This window comes from Streptomyces sp. NPDC043952 (assembly GCF_056435325.1).
On the sequence record NZ_JBWKES010000002.1, the window covers coordinates 32,546 to 48,949 of the forward strand.

Sequence of the window (16,404 nt, forward strand, 5' to 3'; positions counted from 1 at the left end):
GGGCGAGGGCGCCGGAGATATCGCGGTCCGAGCGGCCCGCCAGCTCACTATTTACGCGCACGGAATGCCCGGACGAGACAAGAAACGGCGATTTTGCGACAGGTAGGGGCATCGCCGACCATGGCGGGGTTCCGGCGATCCCGGAACATCGGCTTGATGAGAGGCGCACCACCCATGCACGTCACCGGAACCGCTCCCCTGCCGGCTCCGGCCCCCTCGGAGGCCCCCGCGGCCCCCGTCGGGGACGCTCAGGGGCCGTCCAGCCGGCACGCGCGCCGGTTCGGCCTGCCCGTGGCCACCGCGCTGGTCATGGGCAACATCATCGGCGGCGGCATCTTCCTGCTGCCTGCCTCCATCGCCCCCTACGGCACGGTCAGCCTGGTCGCCTTCGGCGTGCTGACCGTCGGCGCGATCGCCCTCGCGCTGACCTTCGGCAAGCTCGCGGCGCGCGATCCGCGCACCGGCGGCCCGTACGTCTACGCCCGCGGGGCGTTCGGCGACTTCGCGGGCTTCCTCGCGGCCTGGTCGTACTGGATCACCACCTGGGTGTCGAACGCAGCGCTCGCCGTGGCCGCCGTCGGCTATCTGGACGTGCTGATCCCGGTGAGCGGACACCGCTGGACCGCGTGCCTGGCCGCGCTGGTGATCCAGTGGCTGCCCGCGCTCGCCAACTTCGCCGGCACCCGCTACGTGGGCGCCGTACAGCTGGTCTCCACGGTGCTGAAGTTCGTGCCGCTGCTGCTGGTGGCGGTCGGTGGGCTGTTCTTCTTCGACCCCTCCCGGCTCGGCCCCTTCAACTCCAGCGGCCATGGCGCGATCGGCGCGGTGTCCGCCTCCGCCGCGCTGCTCCTCTTCTCCTACCTCGGGGTGGAGTCCGCCGCGGTCAGCGCCGGTGAGGTCAGGAACGCCCGGCGCAATGTGGGCCGGGCCACCGTGATCGGCACCGCGGGCGCCGCGCTGGTGTACCTGCTGGGCACGCTGTCCGTGTTCGGCACGGTCGCGCACCAGCGCCTGATCCACTCCACCGCGCCCTTCTCGGACGCCGTGAACGCGATGTTCGGCGGCAGCTGGGGCGGCTGGGCGGTGGCGCTCGCCGCGCTGGTGTCGATGGTCGGCTGCCTGAACGGCTGGACGCTGCTCAGCGCCCAGACCCCGTACGCCGCCGCGCGCGACGGACTCTTCCCGGCCGCCTTCACCCGGCGCCGCCGGGGCGTGCCGACGACCGGCGTCGCCGTCACCGTGGTCCTGGCGTCCCTGCTGACCGCCTACAACTACCTCTCCGGCTCCGGCAAGGTCTTCGAGGTCCTGGTCCTCGTCACGACCTTCACCGCGACCGTCCCCTATCTGCTGGCCACCGCCGCGCAGATCTTCCACCTCGTCTCCGGCCGCGCCGACTCGGTGGACCGGGGCCGGCTGGTGCGGGACGCGGTGGTCACCTCGGTGGCGGCCGCCTTCTCGATCTGGCTGATGGCGGGCGCGGGCTACGCGGCGGTGTACCAGGGCGCGCTGTTCCTCTTCGCGGGCGTCCTCGTCTACGCGGTGATGACCGCCCGGCGGGCCCGGCCGGGGGCGGCCGCGCCGGCCGAGCGGCCCACCGCGTAACGCGCCCGGCCGGGGGCGCGGTCACCTCCCCCGGTCGCGGGCGGCGCGGAACCGGTCCAGGCCCTCGGAGAGGTCGATCACCGGGTCGGGGTAGTCCAGCGCGGCCCGCTCCGCGCCGGGCAGCTTCCACGGCTCGTGCACGAACCGGGCGGCGACGCCCCCGAGCTCGGGCACCCAGCGGCGCACATAGCCGCCGTCGGGGTCGTAGCGCCTGCCCTGCGCGATGGGGTTGAGAACCCGGTTGGGGCGGGTGTCCGTGCCGGTGCCGGCCACCCACTGCCAGTTGAGCTGGTTGTTGGCGATGTCGCCGTCGACCAGCCAGTACAGGAAGTGGGCGGCGCCGATCCGCCAGTCCACGTAGAGCGTCTTGGTCAAAAACGACGCGGTCAGCAGCCGGGCCCGGTTGTGCATCCAGCCCTCGTGCCGCAGCTGCCGCATCGCCGCGTCGATCACCGGGTAGCCGGTACGGCCCTCACGCCACGCCTCGATGTCGGCGCGCGCGGTGCGCTCCGTGCGCCAGCGGTCGCCCCTGGTGCGGTAGTCGGCGCGGGCGGCCTGCGGGCGGGCGGCGAGGACCTGGCGGTGGAAGTCGCGCCACGCGAGCTGCCGTACCAGCGCCTCGGCACCAGGGCCGCCGTGGCGGCGGGCCCGCTGGAGAAGTTCCACCGGGGACAGGGTGCCGAAGTGCAGCTGCGCGGAGAGCCGGGAGGTGGCGTCGGCGGCCAGGTCGTCGCGGGTGTCGTCGTAGGCGTCCAGGCCGCTGCGCCAGTAGGCGCTCATCCGCTTGCGGCCCTCCCGCTCACCGCCGGGCGGGAGGGCGGGCGAGACGCCGGTGACGTCCTCGCGGGCGGGCAGCGGCTCGCCCCGCACCGCTTCCGGCACGGGCACCCGGCGCGGGACGGCCAGCGGCGCGCGCAGCGTGGCCTGCGCCCAGCGGCGGTGGTACGGCGTGAAGACCGCGAAGTGATCGGAGCCGGCCGGGGTCACCTCGCCGGGCGGTACGGCCACGGTCACCGCGTCGTGCACGAGCAGCCGCCGCCCCGCGGCCTCCAGCGCTCGCCGCAGCCGGTCCTCCCTCCGCGTGGCGAAGGCGCTGTGCGCGGCGGCCAGGTGCACCTCGCCGGCGTCCGCCTCCGCCGCGACGGCGCACACCTGCGCCACCAGGTCCCCGGAGCGCACCACGAGCCGTCCGCCGCGCTCGCGCAGGGACGCGTCCAGGTCGGCCAGGCAGTCGGCGAGGAAGGCGCTGCGGTTCGGGGCGGCGAAACCGGCTGCCTCGACGGCACGGTCGCGGACGAACAGCGGGACGACCTCGCCGCCGCCCGCCAGCGCCGCGCGCAGCGGCGGATGGTCGTGCAGGCGCAGGTCGGAGGTGAACAGGACGACCGAGACGGACATGACGGTCAGCCTATTTCCGGTGATCGGAGGTGGTGGGAAGGCCGGGCGGCGCGGCGGGGTGGATGTGGGTTCGGGGTGGTGTGGCGTGCGGTGGTGTGGCGTGCGGTGGTGTGGCGTACGTCCCTGTCATTCGCTGGGTTGCAGCGGGCTCTCCTCCGGCACGGCCACGCCCAGCCGTGCCTGTTCCTCCTCGACGATCCGGCGGGCCAGCTCGGTGTCGGACACGTCGACCGCGTCCGGCGTGGACTCGGCCACGGCGCTGCGGCGCGCGTAGGCGTCGAACAGGCGGGTCTTGGCCGCCAGCATCCTCACCAGGCGTTCGTCCACGCCCCCGGTGGCGAGCAGCCGGTACACCCGTACCGGCCTGACCTGCCCCATGCGGTGCGCCCGGCCCACCGCCTGGTGCTCGACGGTCGGCTTGAGCTGGGGCTCGCAGAGGACGACGACGGAGGCGGCCTGCATGTTGAGGCCGACCCCGGCCGCCTGGATCTGCGCGAGGAGCACCGCGGGGCCCGCGGCGGCGGCGAAGTCGTCCACGAGCTGCTGGCGCCGCGCGGCCGGGACGCTTCCGGTGAGCGGCCCGAACAGGGCGGTGTCGTCGGCGAGTTCGTCCCGGACCACGCCCAGCACGTCCTTGAAGTAGGAGAAGACGACGGTCTTCTGCCCGTTCTCGCCGGCCTCCCGGACGATCTCCCGGAGCCGGCCCAGCTTGGCCGACTTCTCGGGGCGCGTGTAGGCGGCCCGGCGCATCGCCATGAAGTTGCCCTCGCGTACGGCCTCCCGGTACGCCTCCTCGTCCGAGGCGCTGAGTTCCTCCCACTCGTCGGTCTGCTGGAGGCTGGGCAGTTCGGTGAGGACGTCCGCCTGGTTGCGCCGCAGATAGACCGGGGCGACGGCCTTGCGGAAGGCCACCGATCCGGCCGGCGCGTCCCCCTCGCCCAGGGAGTCCGCTATCCCGCGGTGCAGCATGCCGACGAGGTTGCGGAACTCGACGACCCTGTTCTCCATGGGAGTTCCGGTCATGAACAGGGCGCGCTCGCAGTGCTCCGCCCATCCGGCCACGGCCTGGGACCGCTTGGCCTTCGGGTTCTTCACGCAGTGCGCCTCGTCCACGACGAGGAGTCCGACCTCGCCGCCGCCCGGCAGCGGGAATCCGCGCAGGGCGTCGAACGTGGTCACCGCGACCCCGCCGCGGCCCCGCCAGTCGGCGAACGCCTCGTGCCGGTCGGGTCCGTGCAGCACGGTGACGCGCAGCGCGCTGCGGGCCTCGATCTCGCGGGTCCAGTTGACGAGGACGCTGGCCGGGCAGACGACCATGAAGTGGCTCCGGCCCTCGGCCGCGAGGTGCGCCAGTACGGCGATGGCCTGGATGGTCTTCCCGAGGCCCATCTCGTCGCCGAGGATCACCTTGCGCTGGGCGAGCACGAAGCGCGCGCCGAACGCCTGGTAGCCGCGCAGGGAGACCCGCCGGTGCGTCTCGGCGAGGTGCTGGGTGCGCACCCGTTCGGCGACCTCGTCCGGCAGGAAGCCCTCGGCGGCGGCCGCGTCGGGTTGCCGGCCGGAGATCTCGGCGAGCAGGCCGTAGTACTCCGCGGAGCGGAGCTCGAAGTCCACCCGTGCGGCGATGTCGGACGAGGCTCCACGCAGCAGGTCCACCGAGGTCTGGGCCAGCGCTTCGGGCAGCCCGGCCTGCTGTGCCTCGGCCACCAGTGAGCGGATTCCGGCGAGCGCGGTCAGGGCACGGGCCCGTTTCTCCCGCCCGGCGAGCAGCATCCTGAACCGTCCGGTGGCGGGCTTCGCGTCGGTCAGCAGCGGGCCGAGGCGCTTTGCGAGGGCCGATGCCTCGTCCACCGTGCGCCGGGCCGCCGGGCCCGCTTCCACCAGGACGTGCAGGGCCTGGACCAGGGCGGTGGTCGCGGGTTCCGGGTGGTCGACGTCGATATGGACGGCCACGGTCTCGTGCACGGCCTCGGACAGCCGCCGGGCGGCGGCGAGCACCTGGTCGACGGTGCGCTGTCCGACGCCGGGGATCTGGCGCAGCCGGTAGGGGCCGGCTTCGAGGACCTGGCCGACCGTGCGCAGCCCGCTCTTGTCGACGTTGCCGAGCCGCAGCCGTCCCTCGGTGACGTCCTGGAGCCGGGCGACGGGTATGCCGTCCAGCTCCCTTTTGACCAGCGCGTCATAAATCGGCTTCAGCGCGGCGCGCACCGCGTCGACGGCCCTGCCATGATCACCGGCCACGGCCTGCGCCGCCTCGAACAACCGCGCCCCACCGGCAACCACCTCCCGCGCCTCGTACCCCACCCGTCCCGCCCCCACTCCTCGCCACCGGACTCACGCGCCCCCAGGAACATAAAAGATTCCCATACGACGGGGGGGTGTGGAGGTCGGGACCAGGTGGGGAGGTCGGGACGAGGACGCCGTCCGTTACCGGACGCGGCCGTCGAGCACCTGCCGCTCGACGGCCGGGTACGGATCGTCACCCCGGCGCGCTCCCGGACACGGCAGATCCACGATCACGGACACCGGCGCGGGGACTCAGCGGCCGGCGGACGTCCGCCACTCGGCGGCGGAGCTGGGCGGCAGCAGGTCCGCCGAGGCCGGACGGTCGGCGTCGAGCACCTCGGTGGCGATGCGGACGAAGTCCCAGACCTCGACCGCCGGATCGGCCGGATCGAGCAGCGTGCACAGCTCGTCCCAGCTCAGCCGCGTGCCGCCGGAGACGGCGAAGCGGAGACGGGCGAGGGCGTCCGGCCCGGCGGCCGGCTCGACCCGCTTGAGCGCGGCCTCCAGGTCGAAGTCGCTCGCCGGGATGCGGGCCTCCAGCCGGGCCACTTCCGCGTGCGCCCGCCGGGTGGCCGCCTCCACGTCGGCCGCCCGCACCTCGGCGAGCAGGGCCCGGCGTTCGGGCCGGTCGAGGAAGATACCGATCTCCCGGACGATGTCGGCCGGCTCGTCGGCGACGTGCACAAAGTTGATGATCTTGTTGGGCGGGTCGAGAACGGTCCGCAGATGCTCGGGGCCGCGGGCCTCGGGGTCGGCCGAGCCCTTGAGGTCGGCCAGCCGGACCGAGCCGGGCACCGCGGCGTCGCGGCGGTCGTCGCGCACGATCAGCAGCACCGAGTCGGTGACGCTGTGCATGAGCGTCATCAGCGCGAGCCGGTCGGTGGTGTAGACGTGCCAGTTGTAGCGCCACAACTCGCGCATCGAGTGCCGGTTGTGCCGGATGGGCGCGCTGGCGAGGATGCTGAACCCCTGGTCGGCGAGGTAGCGCAGGGTCCGCTCGGCCCGGCGCCCGGCCATGCCGTCGCACTTGAAGCTCAGCAGGCCGAGCGGGGCCAGCGCGTCGGCCGCGGCCCGGTCCCGGCCGGTCCCGGCCGCCGGGGCGGCGCCGGTGGCACCCGCCGGAGCGCCGAGGACATCGAGGGCGTCGGACCAGCACTCGCGGAAGTAGAGGTCCTCCGCGAACAGTTCGGTCTTGGTGGACGACACGGTCAGTGCACGCCACACCTCCGCGTCCGGCATCCGGCTGTCGCGGGCGACGGGTGCGCTGGTCATACGTTCTCCCTCTGCCGGCTCTGGCCGCCGGCGCTCACATGCGGCTGCGAAGCGGATACCCATGACTGGGGATCAGGGTTGGTCAGCATCTTCGGGTGACCGGGCTCGTCGTACTCGATGACATAGGTGCCCAGCGCGGCCAGGTCCCAGCGGTCGGGGTGCGCGCCGGCCGCCGCGAGGTCCGCGAGGAAGGGCCGCCACTCGACGCGCTCGCCCCGCGCCATGCGCGCCAGCCGGTGCCGCGCGGCGTCCGCCGCGTGGCCGGGTCCCGCGGCCTCGACCGCGCGGGTCACCCGGTCCAGTACGTCGGCGAGCGCCAGGGACCGGCTGGGGGCGGCGAAGCGCTCCCGCGCGCGGTCCAGGGTGGCCTGGTCCTGTGCGGTGGGGGCACCGGCGGCCAGGCTGTCCAGCAGGGCGCGGCGGCCGGCGGCATCGACGAGCAGGCCGAGCTCACGCAGGAGGTCCGCGGGCTCGTCGGCGACGTGGACATAGCTGAGGACGCGGTTGGGCTGGCCGAGCAGCGCGCGCAGGGTGCCCGGCCGCTGCGCCTCCAGGGTGGCGGAGCCCTTGAGCGTGGAAAGCCGCACGGTGCCGGGGAGCGGATGTCCGGACTCGCTGCGCAGCAGCAGGAGGAGGGCCGGGCCCGCGCCGAGAAGCAACTCGTTGACGGCCAGCCGGTCCAGCGTGGCCGAGGTGAGCTGGTAGCGCCACAACTCCCGCCAGTGGAAGGGCTGGAAGTGGAACTCGCGGGCGGCGGTCACGGTGAATCCGTGCTCGCCCAGGTAGTCCAGGACGGGGATCAGCCGGCCCGCGGCCAGGCCGTCCGGCTTGAGCATCAGCAGGGCGCCGTCGCGCAGGGCGGCGGGCAGCCGTTCGGCAAGGACCTCCTCGGCGTCGCTCAGCCCCTCGCGGAAGTACGTCTCTCGGGCGTACAGCTTCCTCTTCGTCTGGCTGCGGGTCAGCGCCGACCAGTCGAGCGTTGCCATGAGGCCTTCCCCCGTGACGGTTCCGTTTGCTGGGACGGGGGGATGCTAGCAGCTCCGCATTCCGAGACCGGATCACGTGAGACGCTCTTTTTTAATTCCCCTGGCCGGGCAGCCCAGCTGAGACAAATATCGTGCCGCATGCGCCGCACACTCCCCGACAGAAGAGATGTTTACGGGTCAATACGGACAGGTTTAGGGCGCGTCCGGAGCGGTTCGGTAAAGAAGTACCGGTGGTGATCGGAATACAGGGCGCCCTGGTCGTCCTTGACGGTCGCGGTCGGCGTCCGGCTAATCTCCGGGCTGTGGGAAGCCCTTCCCGCACTCAACCGATAAAGGAGGGTGGTCGACATGCGCGAAGCTGTTTCCACCGCTGTGCAGAGCAGCAACTTCAACCTGAAGAATGAGGTTGTCGAGCTCATTCCTTCCGGTGTTGCCGCCGGGCGCGCCGTCCTGGGCATCCGTGAGCTGGAGGCCTTCCGTGCCGCCGGTTCCTTCGTGCCCGCCTCGAAGCACGGCCTCGAGGTCATCACCGGCGCGAGCTGCGAGACCGGCGCCCAGTAACACCCAGCCGGGTGGGCCCGTCCTTTTCGGTCGGCGCCCGCCCGGCGTTTTTCCGGGGCCACTCGCCCTCCTCCTTTCAACCATCACATTCGACGTCGGAGGAAAAGGTCATGACCGACACCTCGTCCCGCGCACTCCCCACGGTTTCCGTTGTGACCTCGCATGGTCGGCAGCAGCTGAGCGGCTCGGCCGACGAGCGCCTCATCGACATCCTCAACCGGAACCGGGTTCCGTGGTCCGCGGTCGCGGCCTATGTGCTGCCGGAATCCGGCGGCGACCCGCGCCTTTCGCCCTCGCTCGACCGCACCCTGGCCGAATTCGAGGACGCCTCCGAAATCCTGCTGTACTTCAACCGGAACGTCAATCCGTTCAATTTCTCGATCGAGGACTTCAAGACCATCGAGAGCGACAATCCGGGAGCGGAGGCCACCGAATACGTCTACCAGCGGCTCGACAACGAGTCGGGGACGGCGGAATCCTTCCTGAAGAAGCTGAGCCCCGAGGAGTGCCGGCAGATCATCGCCGACCGGGTCGGCGACACCATCCGCGAGCACCTTCCGCAGGGCGCGGACCTGGTCGTCGGCGTCAGCGGCGGCGGTGACAGCAATGCCCTGCTGTACGGCCTGAGCCAGCTCTCCGACCACGGCATCACCGTCCATCCGGTCATCCTCAAGGGCATTCCGGACTGGGACGCGGGTGTGCCGCGGGCGCAGGCCCTGTGCGAGAAGTACGGCCTGGAGCTCACCGTCGTCGAGGCGGACGAGGTCAAGCAACTCCTGGGTATTCCGGCGGACTCCGTCGACCTGATCGACCGGTTCGAGCGCGAATTCCAGGGCGACGACTTCGAGTTCCTCGGCACGCTGCTGATCCGGCTCGCGCTCTCCAAGGCCGCCCGCGACATCGGTACGCCGTACATCGCCACCGGTGTGAACCTGGAGGACATCGTCTGCGAGAACCTCTACCGGGTCACCACCGGTCTCAAGCCGGCCGCGTTCCCCGCCCGGCGGATCGGCGAGACGACACTCGTGCTGCCGCTGTGGCTGTGCCCCAAGCGCATCATCGACGGCTGCTTCCCGAAGTTCTCGCTGGAGAACTACGACGCCCGCTACCCCTGCTTCTCCCTCGGCCGGAACCTGTACTACAGCGTCGTCTACGCGATGCAGTCCCAGTTCCCCGGCTACCTGGAGCAGGTGGCCCGCGGTCTGTCCCAGCTGAGCATGAAGGACCCGGTCGAGTACACGTACAACGAGCAGCTCGGCTTCCACGTCGAGCGCACGGTGCCCTTCCCGCTGCTGCGCAGGTTCCAGAAGATGCTCAGCGGCGCGCAGCCCACCGCCGGCTGACGGGCGGGGAGGCGGGCATGACCGCGCACTGTGTGGTCGTGGTCGGCGGCGGCCCCATGTGCACGTACGCCATGGCGCAGCTGGCGGCCGTGCTGCCGGACGCGCCGCCGGCCGGACCGGTGCGGATCGTGGTCTTCGAGCGGGGCGGCCGGCCGGGCGCGGGCGAGGTCCACAGCGATGTACAGCCCCCGACCGGCTATCTCAACCGGGTGGCCGGACAGATCGCCTTCGCCCCGGACGAGTCGAGCAACCCGCCGCGCAAGCTGCTGCCCGGCACGCTGCGGCCCACGTTCCAGGAGTGGTGTGCCGAACGGTACGCCGCCACCGGCCACGCCGACTTCGACCTGCGCCCGCACGACGTGCCCAAGCGGTACGTCCACGGGCTGGCCCTGCGCGAGATGTTCCAGTCCTACGCGGACCGGCTGCGCGAGGTGGCCGGTGTCACCGTTCAGGTGCGGGAGACCGAGGTCACCGGCGTCCGCCGCACCGGCGCCGGGCAGCGCCCCGGTGCCGGGAGGTTCCTGGTGCGGGCCGCCGACGGCGGTGACGTCGTCGCCGACGAGATCCTTTTCGTCACCGGGCACTCCTGGAACACGCCGGCGCCGGGCAGCGAGGAGGAACTGCTCGCCGCCCACCGGGGCTATGTGCCCACCCCCTACCCCCTGGCCGAGCGGCTGACCGAGTCCGCGGTGCCGCCCGGCCGGCCCGTGGCGGTACGCGGACTCGGGCTCACCGCCATCGATGTCTTCCTCCAGCTGACCGAGGGCCGCGGCGGCACCTTCGCCGCCGACCCGGACGCGGCCCCGCACGGACTGCGGTACCGGCCAGCCGGCCGTGAACCGTCGGTGATCGTCGCCGTCAGCCCGAGCGGGGTGCCCGTCTCGGGCCGGCCGCTCAACGGCAAGGTGACCGATCCGGCCCGGCTGGAGCACACCGGGGAGTTCTTCACCGTCGAGGCGGTGCGCACCCTGCGCGCACGCGTCGGCATACCCGTGCCGGACGGGCGCCGGCAGCTCGACTTCGACCGGCACCTGTTCCCGCTCGTCGCGCTGGAGATGGCCTGGGTGCACCACCGCACCCTGCGGGACGGGACGGCCGTACGGCGGCTGCGCGCGGCGGTGGAGCCGGCGCACCGGGACTTCCTGGCCGGTCGGGGGCCGTGGGGTGAGGCGGGCGCGGACGCGCTGATCGCGGCGCTGGAGGCCCCGCTCGGCGCGGCGGAGCCCGGCCGGTTCGACTGGCGGGCGCTGCTCGACCCGCTGCCCGCGTCCTCGGCCCGGCGCGGCGACGACGGTGCGGACTGGGCCCGGCGCAGCGCCGACCACCTGCGCCGCGATCACCTCGACGCGCTGGAGGGGAATCTGCGCAACGCCGCGAAGGCGGCCTGCGACGGGGTCTGGCGCGACCTGCGGGCGGTCTTCGGCGAGGCGGTGGACTTCGGCGGGCTGACCCCCGATGCGCACCGCCGCTTCGTCCGCGTCCACCTGCGCCACTACAACCGCCTCTCCAACGGCGCGGGTCTGGAGCCCATGCGCAAGGTGCTGGCCCTCCTCGACGCCGGGCTGCTCGACCTGTCCGTGGGGCCGCAGCCGGCGGTGCGTCCGGCCGGGGACGGCGCCACCGGCGGGTTCACCGTGACGGGCGGCAGGACGGGGGTCGTGCGGGCGGTGGACACGGTGGTCGAGGGCCGGGTCCATCCGTTCGACCCCCGCCGTGACGTGCTGCCGCTGTACCGGTCCCTGCTGGACGCCGGTCTGGTGCGGCTGTGGCACAACCGGGGGCCGTTGGGGTCCGACGACTTCGTGCCGGGCGCGCTGGACCTCACCGAGCGCTTCCACCCGGTGCTGCCGGACGGTTCCAGCGAGGACCGGCTCACGTTCCTCGGTGCGCCCGCCGAGGGGCTCCGGGTCTTCCAGCAGAGCGCCGCCCGGCCCCGTTCCAACAGCTCGGTCCTCTCGGTGGCCGCGGACTGGGCGGAGGAGGCGGCGCAGCGCATGCCCCGCCCGAAGGATCCCCGTTCCCGTATGCAGAGAGATGGTTGACGCGTTGACTCGGCACTCCCACATGAGGCTCGGCGCCTTCCTGTACCCGACCGGTTATCACGTGGCGGCCTGGCGCCACCCCGAGGTGCCCGCCGACGCGGGTGTGAACTTCGCGCACTACGCCGAGCTGGCCCGGACCGCGGAACGCGGTGCGCTGGACTTCCTCTTCCTGCCGGACAGTTCCGCGATGCGCGGGGCGGACCTGTCGGAGCTGAGCCGTACCGCCATCCGGTACGTGGCCCAGTTCGAGCCGCTCACCCTGCTGGGGGCCCTGGCCGCGGTCACCGAACGGATCGGGCTGACCGCCACGGTCTCCTCCACCTACAACGAGCCCTATCACACGGCCCGGATGATCGCCTCCTTGGACCACATCAGCGGGGGCCGGGCCGGCTGGAACCTGGTGACGTCCCAGAACCCGTTCGAGGCCTACAACTTCGGCCTGCCCCAGCACCCCGAGCACGACGCCCGCTACCGGCGGGCGCAGGAGTTCGCCGAGGTGGTCAAGGGGCTGTGGGACACCTGGGACGACGACGCCTGGGTCCGTGACAAGGAGTCCGGTCTGTTCTTCGAGCCGGAGGGCGTCCGGCCCCTGGACCACCGAGGGGAGCACTTCTCGGTGCGCGGGCCGCTCAATATGCCGCGCACTCCGCAGGGGCACCCGGTGACGATACAGGCGGGCTCCTCCGGGCCCGGCCGTGACCTGGCCGCCGCCACCGCCGACGTGGTGTTCACCGCGCAGCACGACAAGAACGACGTGCGGGCCTTCACCGAGGACGTCCGGGCACGCGCCGGGAAGCACGGCCGTGACCCCGACTCCTTGCAGGTCCTGGCCGGAGTCTTTCCCTTCGTGGGCCGTACGCGGGCCGAGGCCGAGGAGAAGGCGCAGCGGCTGCGGGAGCTGATCCAGCCCGAGGTGGGGCTGGACCTGCTGGCCAGCGAACTGGGGCACGTCGACCTCTCCGGCTGCGACCTGGACGGGCCGTTGCCGCGGCTTCCGCCCTCCAACTCCGGGCAGAGCAGGCGGGACCTGCTGGTACGGATGGCGGCCGACGAGGGCTTGAGCGTCCGGCAGCTGTACCAGCGGGTGGCCGGCTCTCGGGGTCACCGGCAGGTCGTGGGCACGGCGGAGTCGATCGCGGACGAGCTGGCGGACTGGTTCGAGAGCGGTGCCGTCGACGGCTTCATCGTGATGCCCCCGTCCCTGCCCGACGGACTGGACGACTTCGTCGACCTGGTGGTGCCCGAGTTGCGCCGGCGCGGGCTGTTCCGCAGCGCGTACGAGGGCAGCACGCTCCGCGACCACCTCGGACTGCGGAGGCCGGGACGGTGACCGGGGCCGAGGACCAGACGAGCGTGACGGAATTCCTTCAGGTGGCACGGCGGGCCGGGCTGACGGTGCCGGACGAGTGGCTGGCCGGGGCCGCCGCGTCGTACGCGGAACTCATGGTGTTCGCCGACCTGTTGCGTGATCCCGGTCGTCCGGCCGGCCACGAGCCGTCGGCCGTGTACCGCCTCACCGTGGAGGACGACGATGCCTGAACCGCGCGAACCGCACGAGCTCTCCGTCGCCGAGGCCGGTGCGCGGCTGCGTTCGGGCACGCTGACCTCGGCCGAACTGACCCGGCACACGCTGGCGCGGATCGCCGAGGCCAACCCGGTGCTGCACGCCTTCGTGACCGTGACCGAGGAACGGGCGCTCAAGGACGCCGACCGTGCCGACCACGAGCTGGCGGCGGGGCTCGACCGGGGCCCGCTGCACGGCATCCCCTACGCCCTGAAGGACATCTTCGACACACGGGGCATCCGCACCACCAGCCACTCCTGGCTCATGGCGGAGCACATACCGGACGAGGACGCCGAGGCCGAGGCGCGGCTGCGGTCCGGCGGGGCGGTCCTGGTCGGCAAGCTGGCCACGCACGAGTTCGCGCTCGGCGGGCCCAGCCCGGAACTGCCCTTCCCGCCCGCCCGCAATCCCTGGCACACCGATCACTTCACCGGCGCGTCCTCCTCGGGCGCCGGTGCGGCCGTGGCGGCGGGGCTGGTGCGGATCGCCATCGGCTCCGACACCAGCGGATCGGTGCGCGGCCCGGCCTGCCACTGCGGCACCGTGGGCCTGAAACCCACCTACGGACTGGTGTCCCGGCGGGGCGCGTTCCCGCTGTCGTACGCGCTGGACCACATCGGTCCGCTGGGCTGGACCGTGCGGGACACCGCGCTCGCCACCCAGGTCATCGCCGGGTACGACCCGCGTGATCCGGGCAGTGTCCGGCGGCCGGTGCCGGACCTGACGGCGGGTCTCGGACAGGGGGTGCGGGGGCTGCGCATCGCCTATTCGCCGTGCTGGTTCCGGGACGACCCGGCGACCTCGCCGGAGGTCACGGCGGCCATCGAGCGGGTGCTGGCGGAACTGGCCCGGCGCGGGGCCACCGTCCACGAGGTGGAGCCTCCGCCGTACCGGCTGTTCAACGCGTGCGGGCGGGTCATCATGGCCGCCGAGGCGTACGCCATCCACGAGGCCGACCTGCGGGAGCGGCCCGGCTCCTACGGCCGGTACACCTATCAGCGGGTCGCGCCGGCGGCGGGCCTGAGCGCGGCCGACCTGGTGCAGGCGCACCGGGTCCGGCAGGAGTTGGCCGACGCCGTGCGGCGCACGGTCTTCGACCGGTACGACGTGTGGGTGACCGCGACCGGGCTCGCGCCGGCGCCCCGGCTGGACGCCTTCCCGGTCGACTGGCCGCCGCCGCGGGAACTGACCGCCATGCAGACCATCCCCTTCAACGTCACCGGCCACCCGGCCCTGGCCCTGCCCGCCGGCCGGTCCGCGAGCGGACTGCCGCTGGGCATGCAGATCGCGGGCCGGCCCTTCGACGAGGTGACGGTGTTGCGGGTGGGCTCGGCGGTGGAGGAGATCACCCGGCACCCGGACGAGCGGCCGGCCGGCTTCACCGTGCGGGCGGCGGCGGGCGGACCGGGGGTCTGAGCCGCGGCTGCCGCGCCCCGGCCGGCGGCGAGGGGTCAGCCCTCCGTCAGCCAGCCCGACTCCAGGAGCGCGTCGAAGAGGCGGTCCGTGGTGGCGGGGTCCAGGGGGCGGCGCAGACCGTACGACGTCTCGGTGACGATCCGCTCGCGGTCGCGCGCGCCGTCGGCCCGGATCGCGAGGTTGAACAGGACCGACAGGTGGTGCTTGTCCTCGGCGATCATCCCGCCGAGCACCGTCCGTGTGGTGACGGGGAGTTCGCCGAGCATGGCCCGCAGATTGAGCGGCCCCGGCCAGTTCCGGCGCACCGGGGGGCCGGCCGCGGCGGCGCCCGCCCCGGCGAGCAGGCGCGCCTCGGCCGCCGGCGCTCCGGCGGCCAGCGCCCGCAACGCCGCGGCGCGGCGCGCCACATGGTCCAGCAGACCGCGGGACCAGCCGTCGTCCGCGCCCCCGGTGTCCCGCGCCAGGCGGGCCGCCGCCTCCTGCTCGGTCCGGCACCAGCGCTCCACCACCGCGCTCCGCGCCGCCGGGTCGGGCCCGTCCGAGGCGAGCAGATGGGCCAGGGCGGCGCCGGCCACGCAGGAACGCGTCATCTCCACCGCGGAGACCTTGTCCGGGGAGTCGCCGGCCGAGTGGTTGAACCGGTCGGCCGGGTGGCAGAACTGGACGGCGGGCCGGTCCACCGAGGGGTCGGCGTACAGCGCGTGGTCGGAGAAGCCGAGGAACGGGGACGGCTGCCAGGTGCCGGGGCTGCTGGCCGTGGCCGTGAAAACCTGCTCCACCACGTGCTCGGCAAGGGGCGCGAGCAGGGTCGGCGTGGTCTCCGGCGGCCGTTCGACGACGAACGGCGAGCGGCACAGCGCCTGGTCCTCCCCGACCATGTCGAGGTTGATCAGCGCCTGCGGCAGACCGCCACCGCCCGGTTGTGAACGCCCGTGCAGGACGGCCGCGTTGCCGAGGAACTCGGCGCCCCAGAAGAACCTGATCGGGCGCCGGGTGCCAAACCGGGCGTCCGCGCGCCGCAGCCGGGCCAGGGTGTCGGCGATGCCGAGCAGCGCGGCGACCCCGGACGCGTTGTCGTTGGAGCCGGGGCGCGGATGGCACAGGTGGGCGGTGAGCCAGATCTCCCCCGCGTCGTCGTCGCCCGGCAGCACTCCGCTCACCAGGGGCATGGCGGCGGTCCTGTCCACCGTGACCTCGGCGTGGGCGACCGCGCCCCGGTCCGCGGCCGCACTGGCCTGCCGGAACCTCTCGGGGGTGAGGCTGAAGCCGAACAGGGCGCTGTCCGGCGGGAGTTCGATACGGCCGACGTACGGTGCATCCGCGCTGCCCTTCCACGGTGCGTCGGTGAGGAGACCGAGCGCTCCGGCGGCGGTCAGCTCGGCCGGCAGGGAGCCCCGTGTGAAGGCCGCCCGGTCCACCACCGCGATCGCCCCGGCCACGGCGGCACCGACCGGGTCGTTCCCGCGGACCGGGACCAGCCGGGCGACGGCGCCGCCCTCGGGGGTGGCGGCGGAGTAGGTCGCCACGGCGAAGGGCTGCTCGGCGTGGTCCGTCCGGAACACCACGGCGGTGTCCGGGCCCGGTCCGGCGAACACGGTCAGGCGGGCGTCGAGCGGTGTCCAGGAGACGGGGGCGCGGAAGGTCCACCACTGCGGCTCGCCGTCGGCGGGATAGCGCCGCACGCCCACGTCGGCCAGCCCGGCCGCCGCGGCCGACTCGGCCACCAGCCGGGCGGCGCGCTCCAGGCCGAGCGACGCCTGGTAGCGGTCATGGGCGCTCACCTGCTCGACGTGGTCCATGACGGCGTCGATGGGCACCGAGCGCAGGAGCCGTCGGACCAGAGAATCGTCCGAAATCTGTGAATAGCCCATGGAAGGTACTCCGGAGCAAATCGGATCGGATACCGGCGCCCCCATCTTTACAGAGCCCGAAGG

The 16,404-nt window shown here is 73.2% G+C and carries 12 protein-coding genes; 7 read left to right on the forward strand and 5 right to left on the reverse strand.

Features of this window, described 5'->3' with window-relative positions:
* The first annotated feature begins 174 nt into the window (after positions 1-174).
* Positions 175-1,602, forward strand: a complete 1,428-nt coding sequence (locus AC069R_RS02155) for an amino acid permease (protein ID WP_478764208.1) — start codon at positions 175-177, stop codon at positions 1,600-1,602.
* Positions 1,603-1,623: 21 nt separating this feature from the next.
* On the opposite strand, the gene AC069R_RS02160 is transcribed toward AC069R_RS02155, so the two are convergent.
* The 4 genes from AC069R_RS02160 to AC069R_RS02175 form a co-directional block, all read right to left on the reverse strand.
* Positions 1,624-3,000 (reverse strand): cryptochrome/photolyase family protein, encoded by a 1,377-nt coding sequence (locus AC069R_RS02160; RefSeq protein WP_478763732.1) that lies wholly within the window; start codon positions 2,998-3,000, stop codon positions 1,624-1,626.
* A 126-nt stretch (positions 3,001-3,126) separates the two neighbouring features.
* A complete protein-coding gene (locus tag AC069R_RS02165; RefSeq protein WP_478763733.1) occupies positions 3,127-5,283 on the reverse strand; it encodes a DEAD/DEAH box helicase in 2,157 nt (718 codons plus the stop codon).
* Positions 5,284-5,538: 255 nt separating this feature from the next.
* Positions 5,539-6,558 carry a hypothetical protein gene (locus AC069R_RS02170; RefSeq protein ID WP_478763734.1) on the reverse strand — a complete coding sequence of 340 codons (1,020 nt, stop codon included), beginning with the start codon at positions 6,556-6,558 and terminating at the stop codon, positions 5,539-5,541.
* The gene (locus AC069R_RS02175; protein ID WP_478763736.1) at positions 6,555-7,544 is read right to left on the reverse strand and encodes a hypothetical protein; all 990 of its coding nucleotides are present in this window, start codon (positions 7,542-7,544) and stop codon (positions 6,555-6,557) included. Before AC069R_RS02175 ends, AC069R_RS02170 begins: the two co-directional genes overlap by 4 nt.
* Positions 7,545-7,892: 348 nt before the next feature.
* Between AC069R_RS02175 and AC069R_RS02180 the strand changes: the two genes are divergently transcribed.
* The 6 genes from AC069R_RS02180 (at position 7,893) to AC069R_RS02205 (ending at position 14,470) form a co-directional block, all read left to right on the forward strand.
* Complete coding sequence (locus tag AC069R_RS02180; protein WP_397982863.1) at positions 7,893-8,105, forward strand: hypothetical protein; 213 nt, start codon at positions 7,893-7,895, stop codon at positions 8,103-8,105.
* Between the two features lie 152 nt (positions 8,106-8,257).
* The gene (locus tag AC069R_RS02185) at positions 8,258-9,448 is read left to right on the forward strand and encodes a tRNA lysidine(34) synthetase (RefSeq protein WP_478763737.1); all 1,191 of its coding nucleotides are present in this window, start codon (positions 8,258-8,260) and stop codon (positions 9,446-9,448) included.
* A gap of 17 nt (positions 9,449-9,465) precedes the next feature.
* Positions 9,466-11,490, forward strand: coding sequence for an FAD/NAD(P)-binding protein (locus AC069R_RS02190; RefSeq protein ID WP_478763738.1), 2,025 nt, complete (start codon positions 9,466-9,468; stop codon positions 11,488-11,490).
* A gap of 4 nt (positions 11,491-11,494) precedes the next feature.
* Positions 11,495-12,820, forward strand: coding sequence for an LLM class flavin-dependent oxidoreductase (locus tag AC069R_RS02195; protein WP_478763740.1), 1,326 nt, complete (start codon positions 11,495-11,497; stop codon positions 12,818-12,820).
* Positions 12,821-12,843: 23 nt separating this feature from the next.
* Positions 12,844-13,029 (forward strand): hypothetical protein, encoded by a 186-nt coding sequence (locus tag AC069R_RS02200; RefSeq protein WP_478763742.1) that lies wholly within the window; start codon positions 12,844-12,846, stop codon positions 13,027-13,029.
* Entirely contained in the window at positions 13,022-14,470 is a 1,449-nt protein-coding gene (locus tag AC069R_RS02205) for an amidase (protein ID WP_478763743.1), read from the forward strand. The genes AC069R_RS02200 and AC069R_RS02205 overlap by 8 nt, the downstream gene beginning before the upstream one ends.
* Before the next feature lie 35 nt (positions 14,471-14,505).
* Here AC069R_RS02205 and AC069R_RS02210 read toward each other — a convergent pair whose 3' ends face one another.
* Positions 14,506-16,287 (reverse strand): M28 family peptidase, encoded by a 1,782-nt coding sequence (locus AC069R_RS02210; protein WP_478763745.1) that lies wholly within the window; start codon positions 16,285-16,287, stop codon positions 14,506-14,508.
* Positions 16,288-16,404 lie beyond the last annotated feature (117 nt).